General features: G+C 74.3%; 16 protein-coding genes. 6 read left to right on the top strand and 10 right to left on the bottom strand.

Going from position 1 to position 15,481, the window contains the following annotated elements:
* Positions 1-97: 97 nt before the first annotated feature.
* The gene (locus tag OIE51_RS00965) at positions 98-499 is read right to left on the bottom strand and encodes an NUDIX hydrolase (RefSeq protein ID WP_326594773.1); all 402 of its coding nucleotides are present in this window, start codon (positions 497-499) and stop codon (positions 98-100) included.
* A 71-nt stretch (positions 500-570) separates the two neighbouring features.
* On the opposite strand from OIE51_RS00965, the gene OIE51_RS00960 reads away from it, so the two are divergent.
* A complete protein-coding gene (locus OIE51_RS00960; protein WP_326594771.1) occupies positions 571-1,269 on the top strand; it encodes an NERD domain-containing protein in 699 nt (232 codons plus the stop codon).
* A 15-nt stretch (positions 1,270-1,284) separates the two neighbouring features.
* Here the strand turns inward: OIE51_RS00960 and OIE51_RS00955 are convergent, their stop codons facing one another.
* From OIE51_RS00955 to OIE51_RS00945, 3 genes are all read right to left on the bottom strand, one after another.
* Positions 1,285-1,671 (bottom strand): VOC family protein, encoded by a 387-nt coding sequence (locus tag OIE51_RS00955; protein ID WP_326594770.1) that lies wholly within the window; start codon positions 1,669-1,671, stop codon positions 1,285-1,287.
* 235 nt (positions 1,672-1,906) lie between these two features.
* On the bottom strand, positions 1,907-2,335 hold the full coding sequence (locus tag OIE51_RS00950) for a PPOX class F420-dependent oxidoreductase (RefSeq protein WP_326594768.1): 429 nt from the start codon (positions 2,333-2,335) through the stop codon (positions 1,907-1,909).
* 14 nt (positions 2,336-2,349) lie between these two features.
* On the bottom strand, positions 2,350-3,432 hold the full coding sequence (locus OIE51_RS00945; RefSeq protein WP_326594766.1) for a DUF2332 domain-containing protein: 1,083 nt from the start codon (positions 3,430-3,432) through the stop codon (positions 2,350-2,352).
* 177 nt (positions 3,433-3,609) lie between these two features.
* On the opposite strand from OIE51_RS00945, the gene OIE51_RS00940 reads away from it, so the two are divergent.
* Entirely contained in the window at positions 3,610-4,125 is a 516-nt protein-coding gene (locus OIE51_RS00940) for an O-acetyl-ADP-ribose deacetylase (RefSeq protein ID WP_326594765.1), read from the top strand.
* Between the two features lie 58 nt (positions 4,126-4,183).
* Positions 4,184-5,188, top strand: a complete 1,005-nt coding sequence (locus OIE51_RS00935) for an aldo/keto reductase (RefSeq protein WP_326594764.1) — start codon at positions 4,184-4,186, stop codon at positions 5,186-5,188.
* Here OIE51_RS00935 and OIE51_RS00930 read toward each other — a convergent pair.
* A complete protein-coding gene (locus OIE51_RS00930; RefSeq protein WP_326594763.1) occupies positions 5,163-5,402 on the bottom strand; it encodes a hypothetical protein in 240 nt (79 codons plus the stop codon). The genes OIE51_RS00935 and OIE51_RS00930 overlap by 26 nt on opposite strands.
* A 672-nt stretch (positions 5,403-6,074) precedes the next feature.
* Here OIE51_RS00930 and OIE51_RS00925 point away from each other — a divergent pair.
* Positions 6,075-6,785 carry a B3/B4 domain-containing protein gene (locus OIE51_RS00925; protein WP_326594762.1) on the top strand — a complete coding sequence of 237 codons (711 nt, stop codon included), beginning with the start codon at positions 6,075-6,077 and terminating at the stop codon, positions 6,783-6,785.
* A 5-nt stretch (positions 6,786-6,790) separates the two neighbouring features.
* Here OIE51_RS00925 and OIE51_RS00920 read toward each other — a convergent pair whose 3' ends face one another.
* The 4 genes from OIE51_RS00920 to OIE51_RS00905 are packed head-to-tail and all read right to left on the bottom strand — an operon-like array spanning position 6,791 to position 10,258.
* The gene (locus OIE51_RS00920; RefSeq protein WP_326594761.1) at positions 6,791-7,354 is read right to left on the bottom strand and encodes a TIGR03086 family metal-binding protein; all 564 of its coding nucleotides are present in this window, start codon (positions 7,352-7,354) and stop codon (positions 6,791-6,793) included.
* 38 nt (positions 7,355-7,392) lie between these two features.
* Entirely contained in the window at positions 7,393-8,031 is a 639-nt protein-coding gene (locus OIE51_RS00915) for a LutC/YkgG family protein (protein WP_326594760.1), read from the bottom strand.
* Positions 8,028-9,485 carry a lactate utilization protein B gene (locus OIE51_RS00910; protein WP_326600450.1) on the bottom strand — a complete coding sequence of 486 codons (1,458 nt, stop codon included), beginning with the start codon at positions 9,483-9,485 and terminating at the stop codon, positions 8,028-8,030. The genes OIE51_RS00915 and OIE51_RS00910 overlap by 4 nt, the downstream gene beginning before the upstream one ends.
* Before the next feature lie 20 nt (positions 9,486-9,505).
* Complete coding sequence (locus OIE51_RS00905) at positions 9,506-10,258, bottom strand: (Fe-S)-binding protein (RefSeq protein WP_326594758.1); 753 nt, start codon at positions 10,256-10,258, stop codon at positions 9,506-9,508.
* Between the two features lie 498 nt (positions 10,259-10,756).
* On the opposite strand from OIE51_RS00905, the gene OIE51_RS00900 reads away from it, so the two are divergent.
* Together OIE51_RS00900 and OIE51_RS00895 are read left to right on the top strand one after the other, a co-directional pair.
* Positions 10,757-11,179: a YjbQ family protein gene (locus OIE51_RS00900; RefSeq protein WP_326594756.1), complete on the top strand. Its 423-nt coding sequence runs from the start codon at positions 10,757-10,759 to the stop codon at positions 11,177-11,179.
* Positions 11,180-11,567: 388 nt separating this feature from the next.
* Positions 11,568-14,030 carry a SpoIIE family protein phosphatase gene (locus tag OIE51_RS00895; protein WP_326594754.1) on the top strand — a complete coding sequence of 821 codons (2,463 nt, stop codon included), beginning with the start codon at positions 11,568-11,570 and terminating at the stop codon, positions 14,028-14,030.
* Positions 14,031-14,068: 38 nt separating this feature from the next.
* Here OIE51_RS00895 and OIE51_RS00890 read toward each other — a convergent pair whose 3' ends face one another.
* Positions 14,069-15,406: a mucin-1 gene (locus OIE51_RS00890; RefSeq protein WP_326594752.1), complete on the bottom strand. Its 1,338-nt coding sequence runs from the start codon at positions 15,404-15,406 to the stop codon at positions 14,069-14,071.
* Positions 15,407-15,481 lie beyond the last annotated feature (75 nt).

The following is a 15,481-nucleotide window of genomic DNA, read 5'->3' as shown; positions in this document are numbered from 1 at the left end:
CCGCCCTTCCGCCAGCAGGCCCCCATCGTACTGAAGCCCGAACCGGCCGGCCCCGTCCGCGCGGACCGCCCAACGGCGGCGGCTCGACGGAGCTCGCTCAACGAAGCCGGCCGGCGCTCGCCAGCTCGTCGAAGACCGCGTGGTCCACGGGCGCCGTCCGGTGCCGGTCGGCCAGCGACAGCCAGGCGATCTCCTCGATCTCGCTGCTGGCGACCGGCGTTCCCCGGTGCCGCGCCGTATAGCAGGCCATCCGCACCAGGGTGCCCTCGGGATGCCCGTCGGCCCGCGCGGTGTAGGTGCCCAGATGCGCCACCGTCTCCGGGAGCAGCGTCACCGCCAGTTCCTCCCGCACCTCGCGCAGCAGGGCCTCCAGGTCGCTCTCGCCCTCGTTCCGCTTGCCGCCGGGGATGTAGAACAGGTCCCGGCCCCGGGAGCGCGCCGCGAGGATCCGCCCGCCGTCCAGATGCACCCACGCCACGGTGTCGATGAGCCGCGTCATGTCGTCGCCTTCCTCCCCAGCCCGCCGGTCGCGGGGGTGACCTCTCGCCCCCGGAACCGGACGATGATGTCATGGGTGTCAGGGAGGGTGCGATGGAGAACCCGGAGGATCCCGGCCGGTGGCGCGCGGGCCGCGGCCCGTTGTGGCTGCATCCGGACGACGACCTGGCGCCGAACCGGCCGGGCGAGACCCTGCTCGGCGAGCTGGCCGCCCGCCCGGTCGGCCGGCTGTGGCGCGTCCGTGACCGGCTGCTGCTGAGATCGGCCGAGGCCGCCGCGCTGCGGGCCGCCCTGGACGCCGAGGAACGCGTCGGCGACCGGCTCGATCTGCTGGCCGGCGTGGGCTGGCGGGTGCTGCACTCGGTCCCGCTGCCCGGCGAGGCGGCGGATCTCTCGCACCTGGCGATCGGCCCGGCGGGCGTGCTCTGTCTGCGCTCCGTGGGCCACCGCCGGGCGCGGCTGGAGGTGGGCGAGGACGCGGTGCGCATCGACGGCCGGCGCGCGGAGCCGCACGTGCGCCGCTGCCGCCGGGACGCGCGGCGCGCCGCCCACGCCCTCGGCCGGGGCTGCGGGTTTCCGGTCGCGGTCCGTCCGGTGCTGGTCTGCGTCGGGGCGGCGAGCGTCACGGTGTCGCCCGCGCTGCGGGACGTGGAGGTGCTGCGGGAGAGCGACCTCGACGGTCTGGCCGCGCGCGGCGGGGTCCTCAAGCCGGACGCCGTCGAGGCCGTCCACGGCGTCGCCCGCGACCGCCGCACCTGGCGGTGGGCGTGACCCGGCGGCGGGCGGTCAGCGCACCGACGGCCTGATCACGGGCTCCGGCTCGGGCGGGAAGACGCAGAACTCGTTGCCCTCCGGATCGGCCAGGACGTCCCAGTCGATCTCGTCGTCCCGGCGGCGCAGCACCGTCGCGCCCAGGGCCAGCAGCCGCTCGGTGTCGCCCCGGAGGTCGAGATGCATCCGGTTCTTCGCGGTCTTGCGCTCGGGCACCGGGTTGATCCAGATCAGCGGACCGAGCCCGGCCGGGTCGTGGATCGGCACCGGCCAGTGCCCGGGAATGTCCTGCTCCGGCCCCCGGTGGCGGCGTTCGTAGCCGAGCGCCGCGCACCACCAGTCGGCGAGCGCCTGATGATCGTTGGCGTCCAGCGCGAGGTCCTTGAATCGTGCGGGTGGCATGGCGGGAGCCTAACGCCGGGGTGGCGCCGAAGGCCGGTGCGCGGCGCCGAGGGCGTGGCAGGAGACCGGGGTGGCGGCGCCGGAAGCCGGAACCGCACGGGCTCCGGCCCGGCGAACCCGGTCCGTTCCGGCGCCGCGAGCGTGTCGCGGCCGGGGCGGCGAGCGGTCCATGAGCCGGGGCCGGGGCCGGGGCCGGACGGCCGCGGCCAGGAGCCGCCGCGCCGGCCGCCCCGGCTCAGTCCGCGACCCCGGCCTGGGCCGTCACCTTCTCCGGCCTGATCCGCACCAGCAGCTCGCCCGGGACGCCGTTGCGCGCGCCGTACCGCTCGGCGAGGTCGGGGCCCATGTACCGGGCGGCGATCCTGGTGGCCCAGATCCGCAGCGCCTGCGGGTCCTCGCTCAGCGTCGCGCGTCCTCGCACGACGACGAAGGCGAACGGGGGGCGGTCGTCGTCGACGCAGAGCGCGACCCGTCCGTCCCGCGCGAGATTTCGGCCCTTCGCGCTCGTCGCCGCGGTGGTGAGGACGATGTCGTCCCCGTCGAGGATGAACCAGATGGGGGCGAGGTGCGGCCCGCCGTCGGCCCGCACGGTCGACAGCTTGCCCGTCCTGGTGCCCGCCGCAAGAAACGCTCGCCACTCATCCGCGGCCATCGTGTGTGCCATGCGCCTATCCTGCGTCATTCGCCGTGGGCGGGCCAGCGAGCCGGCAGGCCGTGCGGGTGCGCGGACGCCAGCAGCCGCTCCGGCGCGGTCCCCGAGCGGACCGAGAGCCAGAAGCCGGGGCGTCCGGACACCTCGCGCGGCTCGAAGGAAATGGCGGCGAAGCGCGCGTCGGGCGTGGCCGAGGCGGCGAGCCGGGCGATCTCCCGCTCCACCCCCGCCCATTCCTCCCGGGGCACGTACTGCCGCATGACGGAGTGCCAGACCACGGTGAGCGTCCCGGGCTCGACCCGCACCTCGGAGAGGAACTCCGCCGCCCCCGCCGCCTCGATCGTCGCCGGCACCTTGGCCGCGATGCGCAGCGCGCCGTCCAGCCGCTCCATCCGCTCGGACTGGTCGGGCCAGACGTACGCCCGCAGGGCCAGCGAACCGTCCGCCGACAGCGGGTCGATGGGGGAGGGGTCGCAGCCCCGCCGCTCCACGATCCGCAGCGCCTGGTGCCGGGCCGCGCCCGCGCGCAGCCAGTCCGGCACCGGCCCGTCCCACGCGCCGGCCAGCCGCACCGAGGAGTCCGCCGGGCCCCAGGCGAAGTCGCCGGACGTGTAACGGAACTGCTCCGCCCGCAGGTTCAGCCCCGCGCTCGATCCCAGCTCGAACAGGCGCACCGGGAGCTGCGCGGAGGGCACGGTGTCCAGCAGACCGGCCAGCAGCAGGTTGGAACGGCCCACCTCGTTGGTCTGCGGCGGGCGGGTCAGCCAGTCGCGGATCCACCCCGGCTCGTCCGCCACGGCCGCGCGGAAGGCGGGCCAGGCCGCGTCCGGGTGCTCCGGCGCGTAGGAGCCGCCGGTGCTCGGATAGTGGGCGGCGAGCCCGGGAGCCCGCCCGGTCAGTGCCAGGGCGTGGACGGCCCCCAGGAAGCGCAGTGGCAGCGCGTCGTCGGCCGTGGCGTCCTCATACCCCGCTATCGCGACGGCGCAGGGCCCGCCGTCACGGATGTCCTGCGCCGCCCTGGCCAGCAGTGCCGCGTAGAGCGGCGAGCCGAGCCGGACACAGGCCCCGGCCTGCTGGACGAAGACCTGGGCAACATGTTCACGGGGCATTAGTACTCCTCACTAATGACTGCCCAAGATCATGGGGCCCGGTGGGGCCGGAGCGGAAGACCTGTCGGCCGATTGCGCCCCATCGATATCAGACCGCAGGACAATCCGTGCCCCATTTGGGAGTGATCATGACAGGTTGACGTGGCGCTCGGGTGTCCGGCTGGCATCATGACCGCCATGACGGCCATCACACGGGTGCGCGGCGACATCACCGGACAGCTGGTCGACGCGGTGGTCAACGCCGCCAACTCCTCGCTGCTCGGCGGCGGGGGCGTCGACGGGGCCATCCACCGCGCGGGCGGCCCGGAGATCCTGGCCGAGTGCCGCGCCCTGCGCGCCGCGCGGTACGGCCGCGGCCTGCCGACCGGGCAGGCGGTCGCCACCACCGCGGGACGGCTGCCCGCCCGCTGGGTGATCCACACCGTCGGCCCCGTGTACAGCCCGGACGAGGACAGGTCCGCGCTGCTCGCCTCCTGCTACCGCGAGTCGCTGCGGGTCGCCGCCGGGCTCGGCGCCGCGACCGTCGCGTTCCCGGCCGTCTCCACCGGCGTCTACGGCTGGCCGCTGCCGGACGCCGCCCGCATCGCCGTGGACGCGGTCCGGGCCGCCGCGGCCGACGGGCCGTTCACCGAGCTGCGCTTCGTCCTCTTCGACGAGACGGCCGACCGGGCCTTCGCGGCGGCCGGGGTTTGACAGGACGTCATGACATCATGACCGCTGCACCCGTCCCCGGCACCCGAGGAGCCTCCCGGTGAATTACGCCGCCGCCGCCGACCGTTACGACACCATGCAGTACCGGCGCTGCGGGCGCAGCGGGGTCCTGCTGCCGGCCGTGTCGCTCGGCCTGTGGCACAACTTCGGCGACACCACCCCGCTGGCCACCCAGCGCGCCGTCCTGCGCCGCGCCTTCGACCGGGGCGTCACCCACATCGACCTCGCCAACAACTACGGCCCGCCGTACGGCTCCGCCGAGACCAACTTCGGGACCCTCCTCGCCCAGGACTTCCGCCCCTACCGGGACGAGCTGTTCATCGCCACCAAGGCCGGGTACGACATGTGGCCCGGCCCCTACGGCGAGTTCGGCTCCCGTAAGTACCTGCTGGCCAGCCTCGACCAGTCGTTGCGCCGGATGGGCCTGGAGTACGTCGACGTCTTCTACTCCCACCGCTTCGACCCCGACACGCCGCTGGAGGAGACGCTCGGCGCCCTCGACGCCGCCGTCCGGCAGGGCAAGGCCCTCTACGCGGGCGTCTCCAACTACCCGGCCGAGCAGCACCGCCGCGCCGTGGAGATCCTGCGCCGCATGGGCACGCCGCTGCTCATCCACCAGTCCCCGTACAGCATTCTCAACCGCACCGTCGAGGACGGCGTCCTGGACGTGGTGGGTGAGAGCGGCACCAGCCTCATCGCCTTCTCGCCCCTCGCCCAGGGGCTGCTGACCAACCGCTATCTCTCCGGCGAGGTGCCCGCCGGGTCGCGGATGGCCATCGGGCACTTCCTCAAGCGCGACGCGCTCAGCGACGACGTCCTCGGCCTGCTCCGCGCGCTCCACGACATCGCCGCCCGGCGCGGGCAGTCCCTCGCCCAGCTCGCGCTGTCCTGGGTGCTGCGCGACCCGCGCGTGGTCTCCGTCCTCATCGGCGCCTCCAGTGTCGACCAGCTCGACCAGAACCTGGCCGCCGTCGCCGCCGAGCCGCTGTCACCCGAGGACGTCGCCGAGATCGACCGCCTCACGTCGGCAGCCGTGTCGGGCTGACGGCCGCCGCCGGATCGCCCGGCCGGGGACGCCCACGGCCCGCCGCCCGCACCGCCGAGCCGCCGCCGGTCCGCGCCCGGCCGAAGGAAGTCAGCGCGACGCCGCCGACCAGCGGCACGGCGGCGAGCCACCGCGCCGCCGAGATCCCCTCGCCCAGCAGCACGGCCGCCGACGACATCCCGAAGACCGGCACCAGCGGGGAGAACGGCGCCACCAGGGAGGCGTCCTCACGCGCCGCACCCGATAGCCTTCAGGCGCCGAACCGAGCAGCGTGGGTCCCACGCCACGTACGCGAGGGCGCCCAGTCCGCTCAGTCCGGGCCGCGCAGCGCCTCCCCGTCGGCGCGCGGGCCGTCGACGGCCCGGGACAGCGCGGCCGGCGTGCCCGGCCCGGATCAGCGGATGCGTGGCCCCGGCGGCGATCCCCGGCAGCAGTCGGGGCCACCACTCGGCCGGCACCTCGCGCCACGGCCGCTTCGGCCAGCCGCTCCCCGAAGTACGCGGCCCGGTCGCCGAGATACCGGGGGTCGCCCCGAGCCGCCGCCACTTCTCCCCGGTGATCCGCGCGTAGGACGCGGGCCGCTTCTCCAGCCGGACCCGGTAGCCGTCCAGCCAGCGGGGCACCCTTGCCCCTGTTCATGGCGGATCAGGGCCTCCACGGTCATGGGAGCGTGGTTGGTCAGCCAGCCCCGGGACTCGGGTCCCGTGGCGCGCGGCCGGACCAGTGCCTCGTCGTGCGTGCCGTCGTCGCGCGTGCCCCGACGCCAGGCGCGCCACGCGGCCCCGGTAACCGACCGCGGACGCGGCTGGCCGGCCCGTTCGGCCTGGGCCCCCCGGCGGATAGGGTGGCCCCGCCCCGGGAACGGCTGTGGTGAGGAGTGGGCTCGATGACGGAGCTGAGGGTGGCGGCGGCGGTCGGCGAGGCGTTTCCCGACGTGGCGGTCGCCGCCGTGGTGGCCGAGGGCGTGCGGGGCGAGGAGTCCTGGCCCGGGACCGAACGGCTGCTGGCCGCGCTGGAGGCCGACGCGGCGGCCGGTGACTGGACGGCGCCCGCCGAGACCGACCCGCTGCTGGCCTCGTGGCAGACCGTGTACCGGGCCTTCGGCACCAACCCGCGCCGGTTCCGGCCCAGCATGGACGCCCTCGCCCGGCGGCTGGCCAGGTCGGGGCGGCTGCCCCGCGTCAGCGCGGCCGTCGACACCTACAACGTGGTCTCCGCGGCCCACCACATCCCGGCGGGCGCGTTCGACCTGACCGCCGTCCGGGGCGACATCGAGCTGCGATTCGCCGCGCCCGGCGACGCGTTCACCCCGCTCGGCGAGCCGGATACCGTCGAGGACGCTCGCCCGGGCGAGGTGGTCTACGCCGACGCGGGGGGCGTCCTCACCCGGCACTGGAACCACCGCGACAGCGACCGCACCAAGGTCATGCCTGGCTCGCGGGACGTGGTCTTCCTGCTGGAGGCGGTCGACCCCGACACCGGCCGGAAGGTCCTGGAGCAGGCCGCCGACCGGCTGGCCGAACTGCTCGCACCGCGCTGCGCCCGTCTCGCCCAGCACCTCCTGACCACGGAACACCCCACCGCGCGCCTTTGTTGACGGCGTTACGGGCGCCGCCCCAGCAAGGCCACCAGCCGGTCCTGCGGCGGGGCCGCGTCGGCGACCGGCACCGGCGGATCGAAGATACCCACCTCCTGCCAGCCGTCGATCTGCGACTCGACGAACCCGAGCTCGGACTGGACCAGCTCGCCGTCCAGCCCGTCGTCCGCGCCGATCCCGTGCGCCAGATCCCAGGCGTGGACGGTGAGGTCCAGGGTCATCTGCCGCAGGTAGTCCGTCGCGGGCGTCAGCCCGGAGCTGGTGTGCACCGGCGCGTCCAGCGTGCCCGGCCGGTGGAACGCCCCGCGCGAGGCGGCCGCGGCGGCGGCCCAGGCGCCCGCCGGGTCGTCGCCCAGCACATCGCCGTCGAACCGGTCGCCCACCTCGTCGAGCGACGCCCCGCGCAGCAGCCAGGGAGCCCAGAGCTGCTCACCGGTCACATGGCCGACGAGATCCCGTACCGACCACTCGGTACAGGGCGTCGGCGCGTCCCACTGGTCGTCCCTCACCCGCTGCACCCGCCGGCCGAACTCGTCCATCGCCCGGTCGAAGCTGTCGAGCAGTTCCATGCGGTATCCCACCAAATCCGTCGAACTCGTTGAATCCGTTACATAGAGACCAGAATCACCTCCAGCGTACGCGGGCCGTGCACGCCCTCAACGCGGGAGAGTTCGATGTCGCTGGTCGCCGAGGGGCCGGAGATCCAGGTCAGTGGCCGGCTCGGGACCAGACGCTCCAGTGCCCCGGGCACGGAGCCGACCACCTGATCGGGCACCCGGACGACGCAGACGTGATGGTCCGGCACCAGAGTGACGCGCCGCCGCCCCTGGCCGGGCCCGCCGTCCAGGACGATCGTGCCCGTCTCGGCGATGGCCACCGCGCAGCCGGTGACGACGCTGTCGACGGCGTCGAGGTCGTGCGGCGTCTGCCCGGCCGAGTCGGGCACCCGCTCCACCCCGTCGGCCGCCGACAGCCACCCGGCCGGCAGCCCGGCGGGCACCACCACCGTGCGGGTGCCGCGCGCGGCCAGCAGCCGCGCGATCAGCGCGGGCAGGCCCGCCCCGTCCGTGCGCCGCACCACCGCCCGGTAGTCCATGAGACGCTCCGCCAGTGTCTCCACCGGGTCGGCGGGGGAGTGGCCGCGCAGATAGTCCCGGGGCACCGGGACATCGGCGGGCGTCTCCCCGGCGGGCACGTCGGCCAGCGCCCGCCGCACGCGGCGCAGCACTTCCTCCCGGCCGCTCACCGCCCGCTCCCCTCGCCGCGCGAGCGCCGCCACCAGTCACGGAACGGTTCCGCCGGGACCGGCGGCAGGTCCCGCGTGTCCGTCCACGCGCGACCGGGACCCGGCAGCCGCCGCCGGGGCGCCAGGCGGCGGGTGCGCGCGGCCAGCCGCTGCCCGGCCCGCAGCACGCCCGGATGGTCGAACACCCAGCGCGCGGCGCGCATCGCGGCCCGCTCGGCGGCGTGGCCCCCGGCGGGCCGGATGACGGTCCGCGTGCCGCGCACGGTGACCTCCCCGCCCCGCACCACGCGCTCGCGCAGATGGACCAGGACTTCCGGGATGTCGATGGCCACCGGGCAGACCTCGTAGCACGCCCCGCACAACGAGGAGGCGTACGGCAGCGAGGCGTCCAGCTCGCTGGTCACGCCGCGCAACTGCGGGGTGAGGATGGCCCCGATCGGCCCGGGGTACGCCGACCCGTAGGCGTGCCCGCCGGCCCGCTCGTACACCGGGCAGACGTTCAGACAGGCCGAGCAGCGGATGCAGCGCAGCGCCTGACGGCCCACCGTGTCGGCGAGCGCGTCGCTGCGGCCGTTGTCCAGCAGCACCAGGTGGAACGCGCGCGGGCCGTCCTCGTCCGTGGTGCCCGTCCACATCGAGGTGTAGGGGTTCATCCGCTCGGCGGTGGAGGAGCGCGGCAGGAGCTGGAGGAAGATCTCCAGGTCCCGCCAGGTCGGCACCACCTTCTCGATGCCGACCACGGAGATCAGCGTCTCGGGCAGGGTCAGGCACATCCGTCCGTTCCCCTCGGACTCGACCACGACCATGGTGCCGGTCTCGGCCACCATGAAGTTGGCCCCCGAGACGCCGACCTTCGCGTCGAGGAACTTGCGGCGCAGATGCAGCCTGGCCGCCTCGGCGAGGTCGGCCGGGTCGTCCGTCAGCCCCTCGGGCGCGGGTCGCCCCCGGTCGGCCATCCGGTCGCGGAAGATGTCCCGGATCTCGCCCCGGTTGCGGTGGATGGCGGGGACCAGGATGTGGGACGGCAGGTCGTCGCCCAACTGCACGATGAGCTCGGCCAGATCGGTCTCGTCGGCCCGGATCCCGGCCTCGGCCAGCGCCGCGTTCAGCCCGATTTCCTGCGTCACCATGGACTTGACCTTGACGACCTCCCGCTCGCCGGTCGCCAGGACCAGCGCGGTCACGATCCGGTTGGCCTCCGCCGCGTCGGCCGCCCAGTGGACGTGCCCGCCCGCCGCGGTGACGGCGCGCTCCAGCCGCTCCAGATAGTGGTCGAGGTGACGCAACGTCCGGTCCTTGACGGCCGCCCCCGCCGCGCGCAGCTCCGGCCAGTCCGGCAGCTCGGCCACCGCGCGGGCGCGCTTGTCGCGGATCGTGTGCGTGGCATGCCGCAGATTCCCCCGCAACCGCGCGTCCCCGACGGCCTCCGCCGCGGCCACGGGAAAGGCGGGCATCCCCAGATAGGTCCCGTCGCTCACCAGGGCTCCTTCTCCGTGCTCGCCAGGATCTCCGCGAGGTGGACCGGGCGGACCGTCGAGCCGAGGCGGGAGAGCGTGCCGCCGATGTGCGTCTGGCAGGAGTTGTCCACCGTGCAGACCGCCGCCGCGCCCGTACCGATGATGTGCCGCGCCTTGTCCGCGCCCATGGCCGCCGACACCGCCGCGTTCTTCACGGCGAACGTTCCCCCGAAGCCGCAACACTCCTCCGCGCCCGGCAGATCGACCAGCTCCAGCCCCCGCACCGCCCGCAGCAGACGGCGCGGCCGGTCGCCCAGCCCGAGCGCGCGCAGCCCGTGGCACGTCGGGTGGTACGTGACGGTGTGCGGGTAGGAGGCGCCGACGTCCGTCACCCCCAGCACGTCCACCAGGAATTCCGTCAGCTCCAGCGTCCGGGGCGCCACCGCTGCCACGGCCCCGGCCAGTCCGCCGCCGCGTCCCTCCGCCGCCGCCCGCGCGCCGATCCGCGGGTAGTTGTCCCGCACCATCGCCGCGCACGAGCCGGACGGCGTCACCACGTGGTCGTAGCCCGCGAAAGCCCGCGCGAACCGGCGCACCAGCGGTTCGGTCTCGTGCCGGTAGCCGGTGTTGTACTGCGGCTGCCCGCAGCACGACTGGTCCATGGGGAACTCCACCCGCACGCCCAGCCGCTCCAGCAGCGCGACGACCGCCCGGCCGGTGCGCGGATAGAGCGCGTCGTTGACGCAGGTGATGAACAGCGCGACCCGCATCCATGAGTCCTTTCGCCGTGGGCGGGGCGGTGCCGCCCCCGGGGGCTCATGGTGCCGCAGCGGCCGGAACGACGCGAGGGCGGCGCCGGCCGCCGACCGACGGCCCCGGCCGCTTTCAACGGCCGTCCCGCGAGTGTCCGCTGTTGTCGGGTGTACTTGTCCGTTCGCTGTGATCGGTTGTTGTCGCTGCTGTGTTCGGCCAGGAGTGCGAATCCCTGCCGGTCGACCGGTGTGGCGGTGGCGGAGAGGATGACGACGCTGGTGCTGGTGCCGCGGTCGAGTCCGAGCCAGGACCGGAAGCCGCCGGTGTCGCCGTTGCACCAGGCGATCGGTCGGCCCTTCCTGTGGAGCGTGATCCACGCGGCGCCGATCTGGGCGCCCGTGCCGAACGGGGCGATCGGATCGAGTGCGGCGACCCCGGGGGGCACTGCCGTCGAGTACTGCTGCTGTGAAGCGGGCCGAGCAGCCGGCCGGGGGGACGGGGTGGATCATGGAGTCATGTCTGACACCTTCACCACACGAGTGATCGACATCGCGACCGGGGCCGAGGAGCGGGTGTACAACCTGACCGGGGAGTGCGCGCGGTTTCTCCAGGACGTCGCGCCCGGCCGGGACGGGCTGCTGAGTGTGTTTGTCCCGCATGCGACCGCCGGGATCGCTCTCCTCGAAACGGGCGCCGGCAGCGACGATGACCTCCTCACGGCGCTGCGTGACCTGCTTCCCGCCGACGACCGCTGGCGGCACCGGCACGGCAGCCCGGGGCACGGCCGCGACCACGTGCTGCCCGCGTTCGTCCCGCCGCACGCCACCCTGCCGGTCGTCGGCGGCGGGCTCCAGCTCGGCACCTGGCAGTCCGTCTGCCTGGTGGACACCAACATTTCCAACGTCAACCGCCAGGTGCGCCTGAGCTTCCTCGGCTGAAGCCGCCGCATCTCTCTCCCCCGCTCGCACGCGGCCGAAACCCGCTCGGCGGCGGGTGGCGCGGCTCATCTCCCAGACAGCGCCCTTCACCCGTGCGGTCCCGGGCGGGACGGGCGCGGCCATCTCCCCCTCACCGACAATCCTCGGCTATGGCCGATCTCGTCCTGGACGGCACGAGCGCGCGGGTGTCCTGACACACGGCCATCACCCCGGCGCCGGGTCCGGGCGAGCCCGCGCCGCGTGCTCACTCCCCTGGCGGTGACCGGATGGCGCCGGTCGCCACGGCCTGCTCGAATGAGGGCACGGACCGTCGTTCCAGGTGCGTGCGGGAAGCCGCCCTCCGCGTGGGCGCGGGCGACGGCGTGCGCGGCAGTGAGGATGAGCGCCGATGAATCGACCCGCCGGCCCACGGGAGGCGGACAGCGCCTTTCTCCCTCCGGGAGCCGCCGCGTCGGCGGCGGTGGACGCGCGGGGCGTCGTCACGGCGTGGAGCCAGGGCGCCGAGGAACTGCTGGGCTACCGGGCGGAGGAGGTCGTCGGGCGCCCTGCCGCCGGAATGCTCGCCGACGATGTCTCGGCCCCGGCGCGCAGATGCCTCGCCGGGCCGTGGGGATGGAGCGGCGATCTGGCTCTGCGGCACCGGGACGGCGGCGCTGTTCTGCGGACCAGCGTGCGGGCGTTCCCCTTCCTCGACCGCGCGGGTGACCTCCAGTGGTTTCTGGTGGCGGCCCCGGAGGACTCCGCGATGGTGGAGTGGGCCATTGCCGACTCGCCGCTCACGCTGGCGATCTATGACCTCGACGCGCGAATCCTGCGGATGAACGCCGCGACCCGGCGGCTGCTGGGCGTGGCGGGCGAAGAGGTGCTCGGTCAGCCGGTGGGCGAGGTGTACGAGCGGGCTTTGGCCGGCCGGGAGCCGTCGGCCTCCGCCTTCTCCGATTCGGTGGTGGCGGAAGTGCTGCGGGTGGGCCGGACCGGCGAAACGCTCCGTTACGAGGTGTCCGCCCCGACCCCCGGCGACCCCCGGAGGACCACCTGGGCGGTCAACATGTCCCCGGTGCGGGACGCGGCCGGGCGGGTGCGGGGCGTGTTCACCGCGGGGTCCGACATCACGGAGCAGTTTCTCGCCCGTGAGCGGCTGGCGCTGCTGAACGAGGCGAGCACCCGTATCGGAACCACGCTCGATGTCATGCGGACGGCTCAGGAACTGGCGGATGTCATGATTCCCCGGCTCGCCGATTTCGTGAGCGTCGACCTGATCGAAGTGAAGGAGAACGGCGGCGAAGCGCCCGGGGCGCCACACAGTCGCCCAGTCGGCCCCCTGACCCTGCGCCGGGTGGCCCACCAGTCTGTCCTCGAAGGCATCCCCGAGGTGGTCGTGCCGCTGGGCGAGGTGGACACCTATCCGGAGTATTCGCCGCCCGCTCGGTGCCTGGCCTCCGACGAGCCGGTGCTCAGCGGGCTGGACGATCCCGGCTTCGTCCGGTGGGTGAGGGAGTTCCCCCCGCGCGGCGAGCGCGTGCGCACCCACGGGTTCCACTCGCTGATCGCTGTGCCGCTGCGCGCCCGCGGCACCACCCTCGGGGTGGCCGTACTCGTCCGCAGCCGTCCGGAGGCGTTCGAGCGGGATGATCTGCTGCTGGCCGAGGAGCTCTCTGCCCGTGCGGCGGTCAGCGTGGACAACGCCCGGCGCTACACCCGGGAGCACACCACCGCGCTGACGCTGCAGCGCAGCCTCCTGCCCCGGCGGCTGCCCCGCCCGGCGGCCGTCGAGGTCGCCTCCCGCTATCTGCCCACGGCCACCCAGGCGGGCATCGGCGGCGACTGGTTCGACGTCATCCCGCTCTCCGGCACGCGCGTGGCCTTCGTCGTCGGCGACGTGGTCGGCCATGGCATCCACGCGTCCGCCACCATGGGGCGGCTGCGCACCGCCGTGCGCACCCTCGCCGATGTCGATCTGCGCCCCGACGAGCTGCTCACCCACCTCGACGATCTGGTCGCCCGCCTCGACGAAAACGACGCCGTCGACCCGATGGGCAGCACCACCGGGGGCTTCGGCGCGACCTGTCTGTACGCGGTCTACGACCCGGTCTCGGGGCACTGCGTTCTCGCCAGTGCGGGGCACCCGCTGCCCGTGGTCATAGCCCCGGGCGGCGATGTCCGGTTCGTCGAGGTGTCCCCGGGACCACCGCTGGGCGTGGGCGGCCTGCCCTTCGAAGCCGCCGAAGTAGCGCTGCCCGAGGGCGGCCTGATCGCCCTGTACACCGACGGCCTCGTGGAGTCCCACGAACGCGGCTTCGACGAGGGCCTCCGGCTGCTGGCCGGCGTGCTGGCCGGGTCCACGGGAACGCTGGAGGAGACCTGTGATCACGTCATCAGGTCGATGCTGCCCGACCGCCCGCAGGACGACGCCGCCCTGCTGATCGCGCGGACTCGCGTGCTGGACACCGAGCACGTCGCCACCCTGGACCTGGAGCCCGATCCGTCCCAGGTCGCCTACGCCCGCGAGGCGGCGACGGGCAAACTGGAGTCGTGGGAGCTGGGGGAGGCCGCCTTCATCACCGAGCTGGTCGTGAGCGAGCTGGTGACCAACGCGATCCGGCACGGGAGCCCACCCATCCAGCTCCGGCTGATCCGCGGGGAGACCTCGATCATCTGCGAGGTGTCGGACACCAGCAGCACCGCACCCCATATGCGGCGCGCGCGAACCCTCGACGAGGGGGGCCGCGGCCTGCTGCTGGTCGCCCAGCTCACCCAGCGGTGGGGCTCTCGGCAGACCGCGTCGGGCAAGATCATCTGGGCCGAGCAGGACCTCGCCGCCGACGCGACCGGGGCCTGGCTGGGGGGCTGACCTCAGGTCTGCTCCCCAGGGTGACGCGGGCGGGGGGCTCAGGGACCCGGCCAGACGGCCGAGGCATCGTCGCGGCCGGGTTCCGGCAGTCGCAGCGGACGCACCGGCAGCGGGCGGGTGATCCCGTCCGTCGTCGCGCTCCAGGCCACCGGACGGCCCGAGTAGCACAGGGCGGTCAGGACGAACACCCCGTCCGCGTAGACCTCCACGTACTCGCCGACGGTCAGGACGCGCAGCCGCCGGGGCGGTCGTGGGAGGAGGGCACCGGCCAGGGAGGGCCCCCTCGGTCCGGTCACCCAGACGCGGGCGCCGTCGCATCCCACCGTCACCGCCGGATCGTCTCCCTCGGCGCGCAGGACGACACCGAGCCGCCCGGTGACCTCGATGTCGGCGACGCCGTGCGCGACCGGGCGGCCCTCCAACGGCTCTTCCAGCCAGCGGTCCAGGCCGCTCCACCACTCCATCCGGGGCGCGGCGCCACCGGCCGCCAGCACCTTCGGCTGGGCCAGCATTCCCCGGCCCGGCGCACCGGTGTCCCGCAGGCCCGCCCGCCGGGGCGTCGTGTGCAGCACCACGCGTTCCCCGCCGGGAGCGGTGACGATCCGGGGGGCGTAGACACCTGGCGGTGACAGGGGGCCCAGTGGCTCCCAGGGGCCGCGCAGCCGGGGAGCCGTCCAGGTCTCGATGGAGCCGCCGCCGATGCCGCCGACGCTCCCGAGCAGCAGCCAGCCGTCGCCGAGCCGTTCCAGCACCGGGCACTCCAACTGGGCGGCCCGCCCCGGCGAGAGCGGCGGCGGGTGGGTGTCCCAGTGCGCCAGGTCGCGGGAGGTGGCGAGGGCGACGCAGCCCGCGCGTTCCACGGGCCGGGAGGCGTCACTCGCGCAGACGACCATGGCCCAGTGGCCTCCGCCGTCGTCGTCGGGGACGACGAACGGATCGCGCCAGCCCATGCCGTCACCCGTCCGGTACCAGCGCGGATCGGCCCGTGACACCGGCTCACCGCCGTGCCGCCGCCAGCTGGTCCCGTCCCGCAGCTCCGAGTGCGCCAGTCCGATGGCCTGTTCGGGCCAGCCGCCCGCGGTGACGCCCGCGACGCCCGTATACAGCATCGCCAGGCCGGCCCCGTACTCGAAGGGGTGCATGGTCCAGACGGCCGACCCGTCGAAGCGGCCCGGCGGCCCGACGCCGAACACCGCGCCCCTCGGTTCCCATCCGACGAGGTCGCTGGAGGTCGCCCTGCCATAGGACGTCTCCATGCGCACGGGATCGAACTGTTCGGTCCACGGGCCCTGCAGGTGCAGCACCGTGTAGCGGCTCCCGGGGCCGGAGAGCAGGGCGAAGTCGTTCAGGCACAGACCGGGCGGTGCGTAGCGCACAGGCCACCTCCTGATGACAACACTGTCCGCGAAAGCCGCGAACATGAACATATCTGTGTCTACTATGACGCTCGC

Source organism: Streptomyces sp. NBC_01803, from assembly GCF_035917415.1.
Lineage (GTDB): Bacteria > Actinomycetota > Actinomycetes > Streptomycetales > Streptomycetaceae > Streptomyces.
This window is presented reverse-complemented; position numbering and strand designations above follow the sequence as displayed.

What these genes read in the sequence shown, in the direction of transcription:
- OIE51_RS00965 (WP_326594773.1), bottom strand. Translation starts at nt 499, where the DNA reads ATGACGCGGCTCATCGACACCGTGGCGTGGGTGCATCTGGACGGCGGG.
- OIE51_RS00960 (WP_326594771.1), top strand. Translation starts at nt 571, where the DNA reads ATGGGTGTCAGGGAGGGTGCGATGGAGAACCCGGAGGATCCCGGCCGG.
- OIE51_RS00955 (WP_326594770.1), bottom strand. Translation starts at nt 1,671, where the DNA reads ATGCCACCCGCACGATTCAAGGACCTCGCGCTGGACGCCAACGATCAT.
- OIE51_RS00950 (WP_326594768.1), bottom strand. Translation starts at nt 2,335, where the DNA reads ATGGCACACACGATGGCCGCGGATGAGTGGCGAGCGTTTCTTGCGGCG.
- OIE51_RS00945 (WP_326594766.1), bottom strand. Translation starts at nt 3,432, where the DNA reads ATGCCCCGTGAACATGTTGCCCAGGTCTTCGTCCAGCAGGCCGGGGCC.
- OIE51_RS00940 (WP_326594765.1), top strand. Translation starts at nt 3,610, where the DNA reads ATGACGGCCATCACACGGGTGCGCGGCGACATCACCGGACAGCTGGTC.
- OIE51_RS00925 (WP_326594762.1), top strand. Translation starts at nt 6,075, where the DNA reads ATGACGGAGCTGAGGGTGGCGGCGGCGGTCGGCGAGGCGTTTCCCGAC.
- OIE51_RS00920 (WP_326594761.1), bottom strand. Translation starts at nt 7,354, where the DNA reads ATGGAACTGCTCGACAGCTTCGACCGGGCGATGGACGAGTTCGGCCGG.
- OIE51_RS00910 (WP_326600450.1), bottom strand. Translation starts at nt 9,485, where the DNA reads ATGCCCGCCTTTCCCGTGGCCGCGGCGGAGGCCGTCGGGGACGCGCGG.
- OIE51_RS00905 (WP_326594758.1), bottom strand. Translation starts at nt 10,258, where the DNA reads ATGCGGGTCGCGCTGTTCATCACCTGCGTCAACGACGCGCTCTATCCG.
- OIE51_RS00900 (WP_326594756.1), top strand. Translation starts at nt 10,757, where the DNA reads ATGTCTGACACCTTCACCACACGAGTGATCGACATCGCGACCGGGGCC.
- OIE51_RS00895 (WP_326594754.1), top strand. Translation starts at nt 11,568, where the DNA reads ATGAATCGACCCGCCGGCCCACGGGAGGCGGACAGCGCCTTTCTCCCT.